The 19,660-nt window shown below is 70.6% G+C and carries 14 protein-coding genes; 11 read left to right on the top strand and 3 right to left on the bottom strand.

All coding sequences use genetic code 11. The features are described from left to right. The first annotated feature begins 237 nt into the window (after positions 1-237). Positions 238-2,436: a polysaccharide deacetylase family protein gene (locus tag ACH4TV_RS07600; protein WP_398395155.1), complete on the top strand. Its 2,199-nt coding sequence runs from the start codon at positions 238-240 to the stop codon at positions 2,434-2,436. Next, complete coding sequence (locus tag ACH4TV_RS07595; protein WP_398395153.1) at positions 2,433-3,686, top strand: acyltransferase; 1,254 nt, start codon at positions 2,433-2,435, stop codon at positions 3,684-3,686. The genes ACH4TV_RS07600 and ACH4TV_RS07595 overlap by 4 nt, the downstream gene beginning before the upstream one ends. 71 nt (positions 3,687-3,757) lie before the next feature. On the opposite strand, the gene ACH4TV_RS07590 is transcribed toward ACH4TV_RS07595, so the two are convergent. Beyond that, positions 3,758-4,561, bottom strand: coding sequence for a phosphatidate cytidylyltransferase (locus ACH4TV_RS07590; RefSeq protein ID WP_398395151.1), 804 nt, complete (start codon positions 4,559-4,561; stop codon positions 3,758-3,760). Further along, entirely contained in the window at positions 4,558-6,336 is a 1,779-nt protein-coding gene (locus ACH4TV_RS07585) for an aminotransferase class I/II-fold pyridoxal phosphate-dependent enzyme (protein ID WP_398395149.1), read from the bottom strand. The genes ACH4TV_RS07590 and ACH4TV_RS07585 overlap by 4 nt, the downstream gene beginning before the upstream one ends. Before the next feature lie 402 nt (positions 6,337-6,738). Between ACH4TV_RS07585 and ACH4TV_RS07580 the strand changes: the two genes are divergently transcribed. The 8 genes from ACH4TV_RS07580 to ACH4TV_RS07545 all read left to right on the top strand — a co-directional run bounded on the left by ACH4TV_RS07580 (position 6,739) and on the right by ACH4TV_RS07545 (position 17,262). After that, positions 6,739-8,121 carry a nitrate/nitrite transporter gene (locus ACH4TV_RS07580; RefSeq protein ID WP_398395147.1) on the top strand — a complete coding sequence of 461 codons (1,383 nt, stop codon included), beginning with the start codon at positions 6,739-6,741 and terminating at the stop codon, positions 8,119-8,121. Positions 8,122-8,270: 149 nt separating this feature from the next. Further along, the gene (locus ACH4TV_RS07575) at positions 8,271-9,428 is read left to right on the top strand and encodes a uroporphyrinogen-III synthase (RefSeq protein WP_398395145.1); all 1,158 of its coding nucleotides are present in this window, start codon (positions 8,271-8,273) and stop codon (positions 9,426-9,428) included. Between the two features lie 693 nt (positions 9,429-10,121). Continuing rightward, entirely contained in the window at positions 10,122-10,721 is a 600-nt protein-coding gene (locus ACH4TV_RS07570) for a CGNR zinc finger domain-containing protein (RefSeq protein WP_398395143.1), read from the top strand. Positions 10,722-11,069: 348 nt separating this feature from the next. Beyond that, positions 11,070-11,591, top strand: a complete 522-nt coding sequence (locus ACH4TV_RS07565) for a sigma-70 family RNA polymerase sigma factor (protein ID WP_044471680.1) — start codon at positions 11,070-11,072, stop codon at positions 11,589-11,591. Between the two features lie 47 nt (positions 11,592-11,638). Continuing rightward, complete coding sequence (locus tag ACH4TV_RS07560) at positions 11,639-12,427, top strand: anti-sigma factor family protein (protein ID WP_398395141.1); 789 nt, start codon at positions 11,639-11,641, stop codon at positions 12,425-12,427. A gap of 149 nt (positions 12,428-12,576) precedes the next feature. Then, positions 12,577-14,898: a HelD family protein gene (locus ACH4TV_RS07555; RefSeq protein WP_398395139.1), complete on the top strand. Its 2,322-nt coding sequence runs from the start codon at positions 12,577-12,579 to the stop codon at positions 14,896-14,898. A 290-nt stretch (positions 14,899-15,188) separates the two neighbouring features. Continuing rightward, positions 15,189-16,619 (top strand): NAD-dependent malic enzyme, encoded by a 1,431-nt coding sequence (locus ACH4TV_RS07550; RefSeq protein ID WP_398395137.1) that lies wholly within the window; start codon positions 15,189-15,191, stop codon positions 16,617-16,619. 361 nt (positions 16,620-16,980) lie between these two features. Beyond that, the gene (locus ACH4TV_RS07545) at positions 16,981-17,262 is read left to right on the top strand and encodes an HU family DNA-binding protein (protein WP_037692421.1); all 282 of its coding nucleotides are present in this window, start codon (positions 16,981-16,983) and stop codon (positions 17,260-17,262) included. A 165-nt stretch (positions 17,263-17,427) separates the two neighbouring features. Here the strand turns inward: ACH4TV_RS07545 and murA are convergent, their stop codons facing one another. Next, complete coding sequence (gene murA, locus ACH4TV_RS07540) at positions 17,428-18,774, bottom strand: UDP-N-acetylglucosamine 1-carboxyvinyltransferase (protein WP_398395135.1); 1,347 nt, start codon at positions 18,772-18,774, stop codon at positions 17,428-17,430. Positions 18,775-19,076: 302 nt separating this feature from the next. Here murA and ACH4TV_RS07535 point away from each other — a divergent pair, with 302 nt between their 5' ends. After that, complete coding sequence (locus ACH4TV_RS07535; protein ID WP_398395133.1) at positions 19,077-19,652, top strand: YqgE/AlgH family protein; 576 nt, start codon at positions 19,077-19,079, stop codon at positions 19,650-19,652. The last annotated feature ends 8 nt before the right edge of the window (positions 19,653-19,660 follow it).

Raw genomic sequence — 19,660 nt, 5'->3', positions numbered from 1 at the left:
CCCGCGGCCCCCCCGCCCCCCCCCCCCCGCCCCCCCCCCCCGCCGGCGGGGGGCCCCCCGTTGGGTGCGGGGGGGGCGCCCGCCGGGGGCCGGGCCGCCCGCCCGCGGGGCCCCCCGGCAGTGGCTTCAAGTGCCGTCAGCGGTGCCCTAGCTGAGCCCGGTCGCTCTGCCCGAGAGAACACCTTCTGATCCGTTCTGATCCCTTCTGATCTCCTCGTCCCCGGAGAACAACCACTGATGGCATCCCGCACCCGCCGCCACGGCGCCCCGAACGGCGCCGGGGGCGCCGCCCGGCGCCGACGGCTGCCCATGCGCCTGCTGCTTCCCTCGCTCATCCTGGTCGCCCTGATGGCGATGCTGATGCTGCGCGGGTACGTGCACAGCGAAATCCTCGCCGACCACCGCATCCAGACCGAGGCCTCCGCCGACCGGGTTCCGGAGAAGATCCTGGAGGGCGGCCCGGTCATCGACACCAGAAGCGGCAAGGCCACCAGCCTGCAGATGCCCGACCATCGAATCGTCCTCACGTTCGACGACGGGCCGGACCCCAAGTGGACCCCCAAGGTCCTGGACGTCCTCAAGCAGTACCGCGCGCACGCCGTCTTCTTCGTCACCGGCACCATGGCCTCGCGCTACCCGGATCTCGTACAGCGCATGGTGGACGAGGGCCACGAGGTGGGCCTGCACACCTTCAACCACCCCGACCTCTCCTTCCAGTCGAAGAAACGAATCGACTGGGAGCTGTCCCAGAACCAGCTGGCCCTCGCCGGTGCGGCGGGCATCCGCACCTCGCTGTTCCGGCCGCCGTACTCCTCCTTCGCCGAGGCCATGGACAACAAGTCGTGGCCGGTCACGGAGTACATCGGCGAGCGCGGCTACATCACCGTCGTCAACAACACGGACAGCGAGGACTGGCGCAAGCCCGGCGTCGACGCGATCATCCGCGAGGCCACCCCCAAGGGCGGCAAGGGCGCGATCGTCCTCATGCACGACTCCGGCGGTGACCGCCACCAGACCGTCGAGGCACTCGACCGCTTCCTGCCCGACATGAAGAAGCAGGGGTACGAGTTCCAGAACCTCACCGAGGCCCTTCACGCGCCCAGCGCGCACACACCGGTAGCCGGCGTGGAGCTGGCGAAGGGTCAGGCGTGGACCTTCCTGGTCCGGGCCTCCGACGGGATCACCTCCGTACTGGTCGTCGGTCTCGCGATCATCGGTGTCCTCGTGTTCGCCCGGTTCGGCCTGATGCTGCTGCTCTCCGTCCTCCACGCCCGCCGCACCCGCCGCCCCGACTTCAGCTGGGGCCCGCCGATCACCGAACCGGTCTCGGTGCTCGTCCCGGCGTACAACGAGGCCAAGTGCATCGAGGCCACCGTGCGGTCGCTGATGCGGAGCGAGCATCCCATCGAGGTGATCGTCATCGACGACGGGTCGAGCGACGGCACGGCCCGCATCGTCGAGAACATGGGCCTGCCGAACGTACGCGTCGTGCGCCAGCTCAACGCGGGCAAGCCCGCCGCCCTCAACAGGGGCGTGGCGAACGCCCGGTACAACCTCATCGTGATGATGGACGGCGACACGGTCTTCGAACCGGGCACCGTCCGCGAACTCGTCCAGCCGTTCGGCGACCCGCGCGTGGGCGCCGTCGCCGGCAACGCCAAGGTCGGCAACAAGGACTCCCTGATCGGCGCCTGGCAGCACATCGAGTACGTGATGGGCTTCAACCTGGACCGCCGTATGTACGACGTCCTGGGCTGCATGCCGACGATCCCGGGCGCGGTGGGCGCGTTCCGTCGGTCGGCCCTGAAGCGGGTCGGCGGGATGAGCGACGACACGCTCGCCGAGGACACCGACATCACGATGGCCCTGCACCGCGACGGCTGGCGGGTCGTGTACGCGGAGAACGCCCGCGCCTGGACCGAGGCCCCGGAATCCGTCCAGCAGCTGTGGTCCCAGCGCTACCGCTGGTCGTACGGCACCATGCAGGCGATCTGGAAGCACCGCCGCTCCGTCATCGAACGGGGTCCCTCGGGCCGCTTCGGCCGCGTGGGCCTGCCCTTCGTGTCCCTGTTCATGGTGGTGGCACCGCTCCTCGCCCCCCTGATCGACGTGTTCCTGCTCTACGGGCTGGTGTTCGGCCCGACGGAGAAGACCGTCTTCGCCTGGCTGGGCGTCCTCGCCATCCAACTGATCTGCGCGGCCTACGCGTTCCGTCTCGACCGCGAGAAGATGACCCACCTGATCTCGCTGCCGCTGCAACAGATCCTCTACCGCCAGCTCATGTACGTCGTGCTGCTCCAGTCCTGGATCACCGCGCTCACCGGCGGCCGCCTGCGCTGGCAGAAACTCCGGCGCACCGGCGTCGTCGGGTCGGCACCGGACGCCGTACCGGCCGCCCGGGCGGGCGCCGGCGGCGACAGGAGGCCCGTGGCATGACGCAGCGACCTACGGCGGCCGCGACGCCGGCCGACCCGACGAGCACACCCTCGTACGGCGTTCCGCAGCAGCCGGCGGCGCCCGAGCCACCCGCCGCACCTCGGGCCCCGAAGCCGGGCCGCGACCGCTATCTCGACCTGCTCCGCAGCGTCGCCCTGGTCCGTGTCGTCGTGTACCACCTGTTCGGGTGGGCGTGGCTGACCGTGCTGTTCCCGTCCATGGGCGTGATGTTCGCGCTCGCCGGCTCTCTGATGGCCCGCTCGCTGAAGCGCCCGGCACTCGGGGTGATCCGGGGCCGCATCCGGCGGCTGCTGCCCCCGCTGTGGGCGTTCAGCGCCGTGGCGCTGACGCTGATGTTCCTGGGCGGCTGGAACCCGGCCAAGGATCCCGACCACGGCGGCACCTGGGGCCTGGTCGGGCTCCTCAACTACCTCGTCCCGATCGGCGCCCCGCCCTACCCGTGGAGCATCGGCTCCGAGTCCGGGATCCTGGAGAACACCTGGGCGGTCCAGGCGGCGGGCCCGCTCTGGTACCTGCGGGCCTACCTGTGGTTCGTGATCGCCTCGCCGCTGCTGCTGTGGGCGTTCCGCCGGGTCCCGTGGGCGACCCTGCTCGCTCCGCTGGCCCTGACGGCGGTCGTCGGCACGGGCCTGGTGAAGATCCCCGGTGAAACCGGCAACGCGGTGACCGACTTCGCGGTGTACGGCAGTTGCTGGGTGCTGGGCTTCGCCCATCACGAGGGTCTGCTGAAGAAGATCCCGCGCTATATGTCCGTATCCTGTGCGGCCCTGATCATGGCCTTCGGCATCTGGTGGGCCTCTGGCCACAAGGGCCCCGACGGCTGGGACCTGAACGACATCCCGCTGGCCCAGGCGACCTGGTCCTTCGGGTTCGTGGTGATCCTGCTCCAGTACTCCCCGTCCTGGCAGGAGCTGCCGGGCCGCCTGGCGAAGTGGGACAAGCTGGTCACGCTCTCCAACAACCGAGCGGTCACGATCTACCTGTGGCACAACCTCCTGATCATGGCCACGGTCCCCTTGATAGACCGCCTCTACGGACTCCCGTTCATGACCGACGGGATGATGTCCGCGCTGGACTCGTCGTACACGGTGCTGATGTTCCTCCTGGTCTGGCCCCTGATCGGCCTGACGATCCTGACACTGGGCTGGATCGAGGACGTCGCGGCGAAGCGGAGCCCACGGCTGTGGCCGAACGGGGCGAAGCGCGGGGGAGGGCGACGGAAGGGCTGAGGGGCGGGGAGATGGCCGGCCCGGCACCTTGGTGGGTGCCGGGTCTCTGTGCGCGGTCTCCGGTACCCGGGTCAGCGCAGGAGAAGCAGGACGGCCAGCGCGACGAGCAGCGAGTCGATCCGGTCCAGCAGGCCGCCGGAGCCGGGCAGCCAGCGGCCCGCGTCCTTTGCCTGTGCCCCTCTTTTGACCATGGATTCGAGAAGGTCGCCCGCCGGCCCTCCGACCGCCACAGCCACCGCCATGGGCCAGCTGAGCGCGGACAGCACGGCGAGCACGCCGAGACCGGCCGCGGCTCCGGCCAGGGTCCCGCTCCACCGCTTGGCCGGTGACAGGGGCGACAGCCGCGGCCCGCCCAGCCCTCGACCGGCGAAGTACGCCGCGATGTCGGCGATCGAGACGGCCACGAACAGTGCGAGCGCGCTCGCCCCGAGCGGCACCAGCGCGGCCAGCACACCCAGCCAGGCGAGCCCGAGCAGACCGGCGCAGAGCCGACGCAGGCCGTGGTCGGCATCGCCGGCCAGGAGCGGCACCGCGGCCACCACGAGCGCCCCGATCGCGACCGTACGGAACACCTGTCCGGGCGCCAGCCAGGCGGCCAGCACGACGGCCGCCACCGCCGCGGCCAGCACCGCCCGGTCCAGCCGGCCCAGGAGCATCAGCCCGCCGAACTCCATCACCGCGATCACGCCGACCGCGATGGCGAGGGCCGCGGTGCCCGGTCGCCCCCACCAGAAGGCACCGGTGACCAGCGGCACCCCGACCGCCCAGGCGCACCACCGGACCATCAGCTCGCGGCGCCTAGAGGCCGCGACCGCGACGCCGCCGAGCACCAGCGCTCCACCGAGGTAGGGCGCCAGGGAGGCCACGGTGATCACCGGGCGGCTCCGGCGGCCGGAACGCTCTCGATCCGGGAACCGAGTGAGGCCGAACGTGGCCGCAGTACCTCCAGCGCGGCCTGAAAGGCGGCCACGATGCGCGCGTTCTCGGCGGTGTCCTTGACCGCGATGCGCACGGTACGGCCCTGGTACTCCGGCGACAACGGCGACAGGTCGCGCAGGTACACGTCGTGACGGCGGCACTCGGTCACCACTTGTGCGGCACTGGGCCCGCCGGACGGCAGGGTCACGGCGAGGAAGTTCGCCACGGACTCTTCGACCACCACCTCCCCGTCCAGCCCGGCCAGGTCGGAGGCCAACTGCCGACGCAGCGCGTGGGTACGAAGCCAGCGGTCGCTGTAGTACGCCGGGTCGCGCAGGGCCGCCACCGCGGAGAGCTGCGCGGGGAGGCTGACCGGCCAGGGCGGCGTCCATCGGCGTAGCTGCGCCGCGGTGGTCGGCTCGGCCACCAGGTACGCGGCCCGCATGCCGGACAGCGCGTACATCTTGGACAGTGAGGTGCAGACCACGACTCGCGGGTCCGTCGCGGCGAGGCCGGCGAGCGAGTCGGCCAGGTCCACGTAGCCCAGGTACGCCTCGTCGATCCACCAGCGCGTCCGGGCCGGGGCGGCGGCGATCAGCGAGCGCAACTCCGCGGCCGGCGCATGGCGTCCGGTCGGATTGTTCGGGTTGACCACCACCACGAGGTCGTAGCGACCGGCCCGGACGGCAGTTGCCAGCCGGGCGCGATCGATCCGCCAGCCTTCCTCACGGCGCAACCGGAACCGGTCGACCCGGCATCCGATCACTCTCTCCGTGACATGGGCGTACTCGCCGTAGCCCGGATCCATCAGGAGCACCCTGCTCTCCGGGGTCAGCCACCGGCCGAACGCCCTGAAGATCAGGTCGGACGAACCGGCGCCGACCGAGAGCGTCTCCTCCGGCAACCCCCGGGCTGCGGCGATTTCCGCCAGCAGGCCCTCGGCACCGGTCGGCGGCGAGGTCCGGGCGGCCCAGGCCGGATCCTCCGTGAGCGCCGCCCGCACCCCGGGGGCCGGCGGGAACCAGGCATCCAGCACGTCGGCCGCGACGACCTGATGGCGCCGGTGCAGACTGCGGAAGTCCGTGCCGACGGCGGTGAACGAGGCGCCGCCGTGCTCACAGCCGTCCGGGCGGGGTGCGAACGGCATGTCCAGCCGCCAGTCCACCTCGGAGCGCAGCCGCTCCAGGGTGGTGCGGTAACGGTCCATCGTGGCCACCGTCAGCTCACTCACGCTCCCGGCCAGCACCTCGAACGTCACCGCACCGCTGTGGACGGTACGGCCGACGGGGCGCAGACCGGCGGCCAGGTACATGTCGAGCAGCTCACTGCGCCCCATCGCGACCATCCGACGACCGCCCCGGGAGGCGATCCAGCGCAGCGCCGCGTACATCAGCAGCGGTGCCGCCGCGCAGGCCCGCCAGCGCGGTTCGACGGTGAGGATGCGCACCTCGAACAGATCGCCCTCGGTCAGCAGCGGCAACTCGTCGCGGGTGAGGTACTTGTCCAGCGCGTACCGCCCCACCCAGGGCGGAGTCAGGCTGACAAAGCCGATCCGGACCGCTCCTCGCGCCGCGACCAGGTAGACGTTGTCCCCATCGAGCCCGTCGCGAAGCCGCCCTGTCGGATCCGGCGCATGCTGGCCCAGCTCCTGGGCGTACACCCGATGACGCAGTTCGTGGATCCACTCGAGATCCTCCGGTGTGGCAACGCGCAGCTGCAGATCACGACGCATGAGCACCTCTCTTGACGGGCCTGGGCGCTCCATCGTGGGGAACACGGGCCGACCGCGTCAGAGGCGAGCGACTCAGCCGCTGTGAGTACGCGTACTCAGACCGCAGCCGGTACGACCGCGATCTGGGGCCTGCCGTTCCCTGCGTGGGGTCGGAGAGGGCAACGGGACCCGCCGCCCCAAGAGTGGCCCATCTCATCCCCGCCCCGCTGACCACCGCTGGGAGGAGTTCGTAACATACGTATACGGGACCTCTCATCCCGCCTCCTCGCGGGGTGAGAGCAAAGTTCCCTTCCGGTCACCCACAGCCACAGTGCGGAAACGCGCTCTGCCTACCTTCGGGACTCATCACCGCTCAGCACCCCGCAAAGAACGACCCGAGTCCCGGAGCACCGTGGAGGCGTCATGACAGCCCCTAGTACAGCCCCCGCACCTGGTAGGGGAGGCCGCTGGATCGAGCACTGGGATCCTGAGGACGAGGCCTTCTGGAACGAGACCGGCGAGAAGGTCGCCAGGCGGAACCTGCTCTTCTCCGTGCTCTCCGAGCACATCGGTTTCTCCATCTGGACGCTGTGGTCCGTGATGGTGCTGTTCATGGGACCGGAATACGGGCTCACCCCGGCCGACAAGTTCTTCATCGTGTCGATGGCGACAGCCGTCGGTGCCATCGTCCGCGTCCCCTACACCTTCGCCGTCGCCCTCTTCGGCGGGCGGAACTGGACGATCGTCTCCGCGTCGCTGCTGCTCATCCCCACGATCGCCGCGTTCATCGTCATGGAGCCGGGGACGTCCTTCAACACGTTCCTCATCTGCGCGATGCTCGCCGGTATCGGTGGCGGCAACTTCGCCTCCAGCATGACCAACATCAACGCCTTCTTCCCGCTCAAGAAGAAGGGGTGGGCTCTCGGGCTCAACGCCGGCGGCGGCAACATCGGCGTCCCGGTCGTGCAGCTCATCGGCCTCGCGGTCATCGGCGCGAGCGGCGGGCCCCGGGTGCTGCTCGGGATCTACATCCCGTTCATCATCATCGCCACCGTCCTCGCCGCGCTCTACATGGACAACATCGCGCACCTGAAGAACGACACCGGCGCCGCCAAGGACGCCGTCAAGGACGCGCACACCTGGATCATGTCCTTCCTCTACATCGGGACGTTCGGGTCGTTCATCGGCTACAGCTTCGCCTTCGGCCTCGTCCTGCAGACCCAGTTCGGCCGTACGCCGCTCGAGTCGGCGTACGTCACCTTCATCGGCCCGCTGCTCGGCTCGCTGATCCGGCCCGTGGGCGGCGCCCTCGCGGACCGCTTCGGCGGGGCGAAGATCACGCTGTACAACTACGTCGGCATGGCCGCCGCCACCGGTGTCATCGTCGCCGCGTCCATGGAGAAGTCGCTGCCGCTGTTCACCACGGCGTTCATCGCCCTCTTCGTCCTCACCGGCCTCGGTAACGGCTCGACGTTCAAGATGATCCCCGGCATCTTCCACGCCAAGGCCCTCGCCAAGGGCCTGGAGGGCGAGGAGGCGGCTGCCTACGGCCGTCGCCTGTCCGGTGCCTCCATGGGGCTCATCGGTGCGGTCGGCGCGCTCGGCGGCCTCGGTATCAACCTCTCCCTTCGCCAGTCGTTCCTGAGCGTCGGGTCCGGCACCGGTGCCTTCGTCGCCTTCCTCGCCTTCTACGGGGTCTGCTTCCTGGTCACCTGGGCCGTATACCTTCGCCGCCCGGCCGGTGCACAGGCCACGGAGTCCACGTCCTCCGAGGCGAAGCCGCAGCTCAGCTACGCCGAGGTGTGACCTTCAGCCAAAGCGGCTTAAGTAACACCAGCGACACAAATCCGAACCGAGCCTGTCATGCATCATTGACAGGCTCGATCGGCATGCAGGTACAGCTGCCGTTGTTGTACTGCATGCACGCACGACTACTCGACTGCGGGACGAGAGCCATGTTCGACGAAGAGCGACCAGAACGACCGGACCACGGCCCCCTCGCGGGGTTCACCGTGGGCGTCACGGCCGCGCGTCGGGCCGACGAACTAGGAGTACTGCTCCAGCGGCGGGGTGCCGCCGTCATACACGCGCCCGCTCTGCGGATCGTGCCGCTCTCCGACGACAGCGAGCTGCTTGCCGCCACCAAGCAGCTCATCGACCAGGCCCCGGACATCGTCATCGCCACCACGGCCATCGGGTTCCGGGGCTGGATCGAGGCCGCCGACGGCTGGGGCCTCGGCGAGGACCTGCTCGCGTGTCTCCGTGAGGTCGAGCTGCTGGCGCGCGGCCCCAAGGTCAAGGGGTCCGTCCGGGCGGCCGGCCTCACGGAGGAGTGGTCGCCGTCCTCCGAGTCCATGGCCGAGGTGCTCGACCGGCTCCTGGAGGAGGGTGTCGAGGGGCGCCGTATCGCCATCCAGCTGCACGGCGAGCCCCTGCCCGGCTTTGTCGAGTCGCTGCGGGCCGCGGGCGCCGAGGTCGTCGGGGTGCCCGTCTACCGGTGGATGCCGCCGGAGGACATCGGCCCCGTCGACCGGCTGCTCGACGCCACCGTCTCGCGCGGCCTGGACGCGCTCACCTTCACCAGCGCGCCCGCCGCCGCCTCCCTCCTCTCCCGGGCGGAGGAGCGGGGCCTGCTCCCGGAACTCCTCGCCGCCCTCCATCACGACGTCCTGCCTGCCTGCGTCGGCCCGGTCACCGCGCTGCCGCTCCAGGCCCAGGGCGTCGACACGGTGTCTCCGGAACGGTTCCGGCTCGGCCCCCTCGTCCAGCTGCTCTGCAAGGAACTCCCGGCGCGGGCACGGGCGTTGCCCATCGCCGGGCACCGGGTCGAGATCCGCGGACACGCCGTCCTCGTGGACGGCGCCCTGCGCCCCGTACCGCCCGCCGGAATGTCCCTGCTGCGGGCCCTGTCCCGCCGGCCGGGGTGGGTCGTCGCCCGCGCCGAACTCCTGCGCGCCCTGCCCGGAGCGGGCCGTGACGAGCACGCCGTGGAGACGGCGATGGCCCGCCTGCGCACCGCCCTCGGCGCACCCAAACTGATCCAGACGGTCGTCAAACGCGGCTACCGCCTGGCCCTGGACCCGGCCGCCGACGCCAAGTACTCCGACGAATAATCCCTTCCACCGACGAGACAGGCCGAAGCCGTCCCCGACGGCACGGCCTGTACGCCGTCCCGGCCGCCCGAGGGCCCCGGGCCTGCGCGCCCGGCGCCGGGACCGCCGCTCCGGTCCGGGTCGCGACCGGGACACCGGGCGTGCCCGGCCACGAGAAGGGCCGGCCTGTCCCCGAGGGCATGGGCCGTACGGTGTTTCCGGCCGTCCGAGGGTCCCGGGTCTTCGCGCGCTCGGCGCCGGGACGGGCGCTCCGGTCCGGGTCGCGACCGGCGCATCGGGCGTGCCCGGCCACGAGAAGGGCCGGCCTGTCCCCGAGGGCATGGGCCGTACGGTGTTTCCGGCCGTCCGAGGGTCCCGGGTCTTCGCGCGCTCGGCGCCGGGACGGGCGCTCCGGTCCGGGTCGCGACCGGCGCATCGGGCGTGCCCGCCCACGAGAAGGGCCGGGCCGTCCCCGACGGCACGGCCCGTACGCCGTTCTCGGCCATCCGCCGCGGGTCCCCGGATCCGGGCGCGCGGTCCCACAAGGGCGCGTCCGCGTGCGGGACCGCTCACACGTCACCGCTACGACTCGGTACGAGGGGTTCCGGCCGTGAGGGCGGGCAGGCACTGTAGGGAGAGGGCGCGGTTACCGGGCCCTCTCCCTGGCATCTCACCTGCCCCGTACGGCGGCAACTCCTAGGCGGTGACAGGCACATGGCATCGGATACCACCGTGGCCACAGCCTCGTACGAGCTGCGTTTCGACGCCGGGCGGATCTGCCTGGACCTGCTGGCGACCACCCATCCCGAGGAACGGCTCGGCGCGGTCGAGCCGCTCTGTGGCTGGATCGCCGGGTCCGGACTCGTTCCGGCGGGCACGTCCCTGCGGCACGCCGGTGCCTCCTGGGTCGTGGAGTTCCGCGAACTGCGGGACCTGGTCGGCCGGTTGGTGCACAGTCCGCCGGCCGCCGATCCACGTCCCCTCGACCACGCCCTCGTCCGCCTCAACGAACTCGCCCGCACCGCGCCCCCGGCCCCCCGAGCGGTCCGCGCCGAGGACGGCACGCTCGTACGGGTGCTGCACGGGCCGCCAGACTGCGCGGCCCTGCTCGGCACGGTCGCCCGGGACGCCGTGGAACTGCTCACCGACCCCGCCGCGCGCGCGAGTCTGCGCCAGTGCGAGGGTGACAACTGTCCGATCGTCTACCTGGACACGTCCCGGGGCAGGCGGCGCAGATGGTGTTCGAGTGAGATCTGCGGCAACCGGGAACGGGTCGCGAGGCACCGGCGGCGCGCCGCCACCGCTCGCGCGTAGACCGGTCACAGATCGCCCATAGTGGTCCTGTCGGGCGGAATCGGACCTGTCAACTCCCGCAGGTTGCAGTGACGTTAGTAACACGCGCGTTTCCAGTCGGCGCGCCGCGGGCATCGCCGGGATCTTGCCAATGTGGCGGAAATGTAAAGCACTTGCGGCGGGAATGTGCCCCCATGTCCCCCACGTCGCGTCCAGATAAAGAAAGTTGTGGTCGCACGTTGAACATCCCGCACGCCACTTCCGTACCTCGGGGGGAGCGACCGGCCGGGGGAACCCGGGACAGCGGAGGTGGGCGTGCGCAAGTATTCCGTCGTGGCCAATGAACAAGCACCGAGGGCCCGACATCGCATGTCCCAGCCCTCGGAGCCCGACGAGGACCTGATGCGTGCGCTGTACCGAGAGCACGCGGGGCCCCTGCTGGCGTACGTCCTCAGACTGGTCGCCGGAGACCGGCAACGAGCCGAGGACGTCGTGCAGGAGACACTTATCCGGGCCTGGAAGAACGCCGGTCAGCTCAATCGGGCAACCGGTTCGGTACGCCCCTGGCTGGTGACGGTCGCCCGGCGCATCGTCATCGACGGCCACCGCAGCCGGCAGGCCCGGCCGCAGGAGGTGGACCCGTCGCCGCTGGAGGTCATCCCCGCGGAGGACGAGATCGACAAGGCGTTGTGGCTGATGACGTTGTCGGACGCGCTCGACGACCTGACCCCTGCCCACCGGGAGGTCCTGGTCGAGACCTATTTCAAGGGGCGTACCGTGAACGAAGCCGCCGAAACGCTGGGCATACCCAGCGGAACGGTGCGCTCACGGGTGTTCTACGCCCTGCGTTCGATGAAGCTCGCACTGGAGGAGCGGGGGGTGACGGCATGAGCATTTACGGGGGGTTCGGAGCGGGTAGTCCTGGTTCCATGCGAGGAATGCAGGGTTCCCAAGGCCCGAACGAACACGAAACCGTAGGCGCCTACGCCCTCGGCATCCTCGACGACGCGGAGGCCACGGCCTTCGAGGTCCACCTCGCCGGCTGCGAATGGTGCGCCCAGCAGCTCGACGAGCTCGCCGGGATGGAACCGATGCTGGCCGCCCTCGCGGACCTGCCCGGCTCCCAGGGCAGCCCCGCCATCGGCGAGTCGCTGTCCGCCCGCCCGAGTCCACAGCTGGCGATCCGGCTGGTCGACGAGGTCGCGGAACGCCGGGCAGGCAAGCGCCGCAAGGGCTTCTACCTGGTCGCCGCCGCGGCAGCCCTGATCATCGGCGGACCCGTCACCGTGTTCGCGACGACGGGCGGCAACACCGGTACCGAGGCCGCTCCCCTGCCGTCGGCGTCGTCGTCGACGAAGTCCACCGGCTCCGCCAAGGAAGCCTTCGATCTCATGAGCGACAGGGTCTCCGCCACCGACCCCACCACCAAGGTCACCGCGACCGTGGCGATGCAGGCGAAGGGCTGGGGCGTCGGCGCGGTCCTGGAGCTGGCGAACGTCAAGGGCCCGCTGAAGTGCTCCCTCATCGTCGTCGGCAAGGACGGCTCACGGGAGACGATGTCCAACTGGTCCGTCCCGGACCGGGGTTACGGCATCAAGGACGCCGCGACCGCCGAAGCGCGCGCCCCGCTCTACATCCACGGCGGAACCGCCTTCAACACCGACGAGATCGACCACTTCGAGATCGTCACCGCCACCGGCAAACAGCTCGTCGAGGTCGACGCCTGACCCCGTCGGCAGCACCGACACCACGCTCGCAGACCGCCCCAGGACGACTCGTACGTAGACTCGTACGGTGTCCTGGGGCGGACGCGTAGCCTCCCGGCCCCCAGGTCGCGTACGGTTGACGGCTGCCCAGCACGTCAGAAGGGGGCCCGGTGGCCGCTCAGGCTCAGCAGGAAACGGCGCTCGTACCGGTCGAGGACTCCTCAGTACAGGACTCCGTCCGAGACCGCGAGATCAGCGTCGAACAGGAACACCTGGACCGGGTGTACCAGCGCCTTGAGGAGAAGATCAACGAGGCCGAGTTCCTCATGCACGACGCGGCCAAACGAGGCCAGGTCGGCACGCCCGGCGCGCTCGCCGAACGGGACGCCCAGGTGTTCCGGGCGGGCATCCACCTCAACAGGCTGAACAACGAGTTCGAGGACTTCCTCTTCGGCCGTATCGACCTGTTGCGGGGCATGGACGGCAAGAAGGGCCCGGACGGCGCGTACACGGCCGTGGAGCCCGCGGAAGGGGCCGTACGCCCCGACAGCACCGCCGACATCGCCGAGACCCTCCACATCGGCCGTATCGGCGTCCTGGACGAGGACTACTCGCCCCTCGTCATCGACTGGCGCGCCCCGGCCGCCGCGCCCTTCTACCGCTCGACCCCGGTCGACCCGGGCCGCGTGGTCAGGCGCCGCGTCATCCGCTCCAAGGGCCGGCGTGTCCTCGGCGTCGAGGACGACCTGATGCGCCCCGAGCTCAAGGCGTCCCTGGACGGCCGCGAGCTCGCGGTGATCGGCGACGGCGCCCTGATGGCCGCCCTCGGCCAGGCCCGCAGCCACACCATGCGGGACATCGTGTCGTCCATCCAGGCCGAACAGGACCTGGTGATCCGCGCCCCCGCCGCCTCCGTGACGTATGTCGAGGGCGGCCCGGGAACAGGAAAGACAGCCGTCGCGCTCCACCGCGCGGCCTACCTCCTCTACCAGGACCGCCGCCGGTACGCGGGCGGCATCCTGATCGTCTCCCCGACGCCCCTTCTGGTGGCGTACACGGAGGGCGTCCTGCCCTCCCTCGGCGAGGAGGGCCAGGTCGCCATCCGCTCCATCGGCTCCCTGGTCGACGGCGCCGAGGCGACCCTGTACGACGCCCCGGCGGTGGCCCGCGCCAAGGGCTCGTACCGCATGCTGGAGGTGCTGCGGAAGGCCGCGCGGGGCGCCCTGGAGCACTACGACTCGCCGACTCCGACCACCCGTCTCAGGGTCGTCGCCTTCGGCCGCCGTATCGAACTGGAGGCTCCCGAACTCGGCCGCATCCGGCAGTCGGCGCTCGGCGGCACGGCCCCCGTCAACCTGCTGCGCCCCCGCGCCCGCAAGCTGCTCCTGGACGCCCTGTGGGCCCGCTCGGGCTCCCAGGGCCGGCACACGGACCCGGAGCTGGCCGCGGAACTGCGCTCGTCCTTCGACGAGGACGTCACGTCCGAGGACGACTTCATCGCGTTCCTGGACGCCTGGTGGCCCGAACTGACCCCCGCGTCGGTCCTCGCCGCCATGTCCGACGAACGCCGCCTCGGCCGCTGGGCCCGCCGCATCCTGAACCCGGGCGAGGTCCGCCGGGTCGCCCGCTCCCTCAAGCGCGAGGGCCTCTCGGTCCACGACGTGGCCATGCTGGACGAACTCCAGGCGATCCTGGGCACCCCGGCCCGCCCCCGCAAGAGGCGCGACCTGGACCCCATGGACCAGCTCAGCGGCCTCGAAGAGCTCATGCCGGTACGGGAGGAGACGCAGCGCGAACGGGCCGAGCGGCTCGCCGAGGAGCGCACCGAGTACGCCCACGTCATCGTCGACGAGGCCCAGGACCTCACGCCGATGCAGTGGCGCATGGTCGGCCGCCGCGGCCGGCACGCCACCTGGACGGTCGTCGGCGACCCGGCCCAGTCCTCCTGGTCCGACCCCGACGAGGCGGCCCAGTCCCGTGACGAGGCCCTGGGCAGCCGCCCCCGCCGCCGCTTCACCCTCACCGTCAACTACCGCAACCCGGCCGAGATCGCCGACCTGGCCGCCAAGGTCCTGGCCCTGGCCATGCCGGGCTCGGAGTCCCCGAGGGCGGTCCGCTCGACGGGCGTGGAACCACGTTTCGTGGCCGTCCGGGGCTCCCTGGCCAAGTCCGTCCACGAGGAGGCCGCCCGCCTCCTGGACCTCGTCGACGGCACCGTGGGCGTCGTCGTGGCCATGAACCGCCGCGAGGAGGCCGCCCGCTGGCTGGCGGACCTGGGGGACCGCGTGGTGGCCCTGGGCAGCCTGGAGGCCAAGGGACTGGAGTACGACGCCACAGTGGTCGTCTCCCCGGCCGAGATCGCCGACGAGAGCCCGGCCGGCCTGCGTGTCCTGTACGTGGCCCTGACCCGGGCCACCCAGCAGCTCACGGTCGTCTCGGCGGACCGCGACGAGCCCGATACGCGAGGGGTGCCAGATCTTCTGCGCGACTGAGGGCGATGGGAATTGCCTTACGGGGATCGTTTGTTACCGTTGACGTGGCACCGGCTCGATCCAAGCCCCCGGGCCCAACCTTCGTCGCTACGAGCGACCACTTGCCGCGAGGCGAGCATGGCGGGTCGGTGCCACTGAACATCAAGAGGTCCACGTCACCTGGTGACGTGGACCTCTTTTGTTGAGAACAAAACGTTCGCAATCGAGGCCCCGCTACCAGCTACTCAACGGTAGGTGCGACGATCGGACGGCAAACCAAGCATCAGGGTGAAAGCAGAAGGAAGTCGGCCATGGCAACGGCGCCCAGCGTCTCCTACTCGATCACGGTCCGGTTGGAGGTGCCCGCGAGCGGAACCGCGGTCTCTCAGATCACCACGGCCGTGGAGTCCCACGGAGGCTCGGTGACCGGCCTCGACGTCACCGCTTCCGGCCACGAACTGCTCCGGATCGACGTCACCATCGCGGCGACCTCGACCGCGCACGCCGACGAGATCGTCCAGCAGCTGCGCGGCATCGAGGGTGTCACCCTCGGCAAGGTCTCGGACCGTACGTTCCTCATGCACCTCGGCGGCAAGATCGAGATGCAGTCCAAGCATCCCATCCGCAACCGTGACGACCTCTCGATGATCTACACCCCGGGCGTGGCCCGCGTGTGCATGGCGATCGCCGAGAACCCCGAGGACGCCCGCCGCCTGACCATCAAGCGCAACACCGTCGCGGTCGTCACCGACGGCTCCGCGGTGCTCGGCCTCGGCAACATCGGCCCGATGGCCGCCATGCCGGTCATGGAGGGCAAGGCGGCCCTCTTCAAGCGCTTCGCCGACATCGACGCCTGGCCGATCTGCCTGGACACCCAGGACACCGACGAGATCGTCACGATCGTCAAGGCGATCGCCCCGGGCTTCGCCGGCATCAACCTGGAAGACATCTCGGCCCCGCGCTGCTTCGAGATCGAGGCCCGCCTCCGTGAGGCCCTCGACATCCCCGTCTTCCACGACGACCAGCACGGCACCGCGATCGTCGTCCTCGCCGCCCTCACCAACGCCCTGCGCGTCACGGGCAAGGCGATCGGTGACATCCGGGTCGTCATGTCCGGCGCCGGCGCGGCCGGTACGGCCATCCTCAAGCTGCTCATCGCCGCGGGCGTCAAGACCGCCGTCGTCGCCGACATCCAGGGCGTCGTCCACGCGGACCGCGCCGACCTGGTGAACGCCGCCCCGGACTCCCCGCTGCGCTGGATCGCCGACAACACCAACCTGGAGGGCCTCACCGGCACCCTCAAGGAGGCCGTGCGCGGCGCCGACGTCTTCATCGGTGTCTCGGCCCCGAACGTCATCGACGGCGACGACGTGGCCGCGATGGCGGACGGCGCGATTGTATTCGCGCTCGCGAATCCCGACCCCGAGGTCGAGCCGACGATCGCCCGCCAGACGGCCGCTGTGGTGGCCACGGGCCGCTCGGACTTCCCGAACCAGATCAACAACGTGCTGGTCTTCCCGGGTGTCTTCCGAGGCCTGCTCGACGCGCAGTCCCGCACCGTCAACACCGAGATGATGCTCGCGGCGGCCACCGCACTCGCGAACGTCGTCACCGAGGACGAGCTCAACCCGAACTACATCGTGCCCAGCGTCTTCAACGACAAGGTCGCGGGCGCGGTGGCCGGAGCGGTGCGGGAAGCCGCGAAGGCGGCCGCGGCGGCCGACGCCTCCTCGGGCGCCTGAGCACCGGGCCGGCACCGGCCCCGTACGGCATATGTGACGGTTACCACGGCCCCCCGTACCGGCGCGTCGGGGGCACCCCGCCCCCGTACGGCCCTAGGGTGGCCGCCAGGCTCAGCCTGTCGGCCCCCGGCCGTGACGCTTTCCAGGTGACTCCCAAGGGTGTCCGTATGACTCCCAGGGGTGCCGGATTGGCTTTCCCGCCGCAGGTGGGGGCAGGATGCGTCTTCGGGCGCGAGGGTCCGCGACGGACCCGGGTCCGGGGACTCACCGAGGACCCTGGCAGCATCGGCTTCGCTGTGCCCACCACGCGGCTCCGCCGCGGGGCACGCCTCAACAGCAAGAAGAACACGGGAGTAACGACATGAACCGCAGTGAGCTGGTGGCCGCGCTGGCCGACCGCGCCGAGGTGACCCGCAAGGACGCCGACGCCGTCCTGGCCGCGCTCGCCGAGACCGTCGGCGAGATCGTCGCCAAGGGCGACGAGAAGGTCACCATCCCCGGCTTCCTGACCTTCGAGCGCACCCACCGTGCCGCTCGCACCGCGCGCAACCCGCAGACCGGTGACCCGATCGACATCCCCGCCGGCTACAGCGTGAAGGTCTCCGCGGGCAGCAAGCTCAAGGAAGCGGCCAAGGGTAAGTAAGGGCGCCTGTTCGCGGTCCTGGCTTGGCGCCGTGGGCGACTGCCGGCCTGTTGTGGCTGGTCGCGCAGTTCCCCGCGCCCCTTCAGGGCGCTTCAGTTGACGCCGATGGGGCGGGTCACCCAAATTTGGGTGACCCGCCCCATCGCGTTCGTACGACTGGTGCTGCTAGCCGAGCGCCTTGCCCGGCAGCTCCACCTTCGCGCCGAGCTCGACCAGCTTCTCCATGAAGTTCTCGTAGCCCCGGTTGATCAGGTCGATGCCGTGGACCCTGGAGGTCCCCTGGGCGGCCAGGGCGGCGATGAGGTACGAGAAGCCGCCCCGGAGGTCCGGGATGACCAGGTCGGCGCCCTGGAGGCGTGTGGGGCCCGACACGACCGCCGAGTGGAGGAAGTTGCGCTGCCCGAAGCGGCAGTGGGAGCCGCCGAGGCACTCGCGGTAGAGCTGGATGTGTGCGCCCATCTGGTTGAGCGCGGAGGTGAAGCCGAGCCGGGACTCGTACACCGTCTCGTGGACGATGGAGAGGCCTGTCGCCTGTGTGAGGGCGACCACCAAGGGCTGCTGCCAGTCCGTCTGGAAGCCCGGGTGTACGTCCGTCTCCAGCGCGATCGACTTCAGCTGGCCGCCGGGGTGCCAGAAGCGGATGCCCTCGTCGTCGATCTCGAAGGCACCGCCGACCTTCCGGTAGGTGTTCAGGAACGTCATCATCGAGCGCTGCTGGGCGCCCCGGACGTAGATGTTGCCCTCGGTCGCCAGTGCCGCGGATGCCCAGGAGGCGGCCTCCAGGCGGTCCGGGAGGGCCGCGTGGGTGTAGCCGCCGAGCTTGTCGACACCGGTGACACGGATCGTGCGGTCGGTGTCCATGGCGATGATCGCGCCCATCTTCTGCAGTACGCAGATGAGGTCCTCGATCTCGGGCTCCACGGCCGCGTTGGACAGCTCCGTGACGCCCTCCGCCAGTACCGCCGTCAGCAGCACCTGCTCGGTGGCGCCCACGGACGGGTACGGCAGTGCGATCTTCGTACCGCGCAGCCGCTGCGGAGCCTCCAGGTACTGCCCGTCCGCCCGCTTCTCGATCGTCGCGCCGAACTGCCGCAGCACCTCGAAGTGGAAGTCGATCGGCCGGCCGCCGATGTCGCAGCCGCCGAGACCCGGGATGAACGCGTGTCCGAGGCGGTGCAGGAGGGGACCGCAGAGGAGGATCGGGATGCGGCTCGACCCCGCGTGCGCGTCGATGTCGGCGACGTTCGCGCTCTCCACGTGCGACGGGTCCATCACCAGCTCGCCGGGTTCCTCACCCGGACGGACCGTCACCCCGTGCAGTTGCAGCAGCCCGCGTACGACACGGACGTCACGGATGTCGGGGACATTGCGCAGTCGACTTGGCGCACTGCCCAGCAGGGCGGCGACCATGGCCTTCGGTACGAGGTTCTTCGCACCGCGGACACGGATCTCGCCCTCCAGCGGGGTGCCGCCGTGGACAATCAGTACGTCGTCTGTGCCGTTGACCGTCATGTATCTCGCGTTCCGATGAGTTGGGCGGGGGGTGTTGGCGGGCCCGTCGTGCTGGACGCGGCCGTGCCGGCACGCGCCGGAGCCGAAGAGCAAGGGTAATCGCCGTACACCCCCCTTCTGTAAGCCCAAGGGCGGCCCAGCCGTGTCATAGGTTTGCCACAACACGAACCGTTGGCCGCCGGGCACATGGGGTCACTGGTGCGGGCGGGCACCCACTCTGCCCGTCCGCGCCCTGAGCTGCGTTCACTCCGGTACCCCGATTGGCTCCCCGTACGGGGGGAAGATGCGGGATCATGTCTGGCATGACCGAGGTGTCCTCGCTCACAGGGCGGCTGCTCGTGGCAACGCCGGCCCTGGCGGACCCGAACTTCGACCGAGCGGTGGTGCTCCTTCTCGACCACGACGCGAAGGGCTCCCTCGGTGTCGTCCTCAACCGGCCCACCCCGGTGGACGTCGAGGACATCCTGGAGGGCTGGGCGGCACTCGCCGGTGAACCCGGGGTCGTCTTCCAGGGCGGCCCGGTCGCGCTGGACTCGGCGCTCGGCGTGGCGGTCGTTCCCGGCGGCGCGGAGGCCGGTGAGCGCGCGCCCCTCGGCTGGCGGCGCGTGCACGGAGCGATCGGCCTCGTGGACCTGGAGGCGCCGCCGGAGCTGCTGGCCAAGGCGCTCGGGTCGTTGCGGATCTTCGCCGGGTACGCGGGCTGGGGGCCGGGGCAACTGGAGGACGAGCTGACGGACGGGGCCTGGTACGTCGTCGAGTCGGAGCCCGGAGACGTCTCCTCACCGGCCCCGGAACGCCTGTGGCGCGAGGTACTGCGGCGCCAGCGCAGCGAACTGGCGATGGTCGCGACGTACCCGGACGACCCTTCGCTCAACTGACGGGTGTG

The sequence above is a fragment of the Streptomyces sp. NPDC020898 genome (genome assembly GCF_044333925.1).
GTDB lineage: Bacteria > Actinomycetota > Actinomycetes > Streptomycetales > Streptomycetaceae > Streptomyces.
The sequence above is the reverse complement of the archived record's forward strand: the minus strand, read 5'-3'. Positions and strand labels throughout refer to the sequence as shown.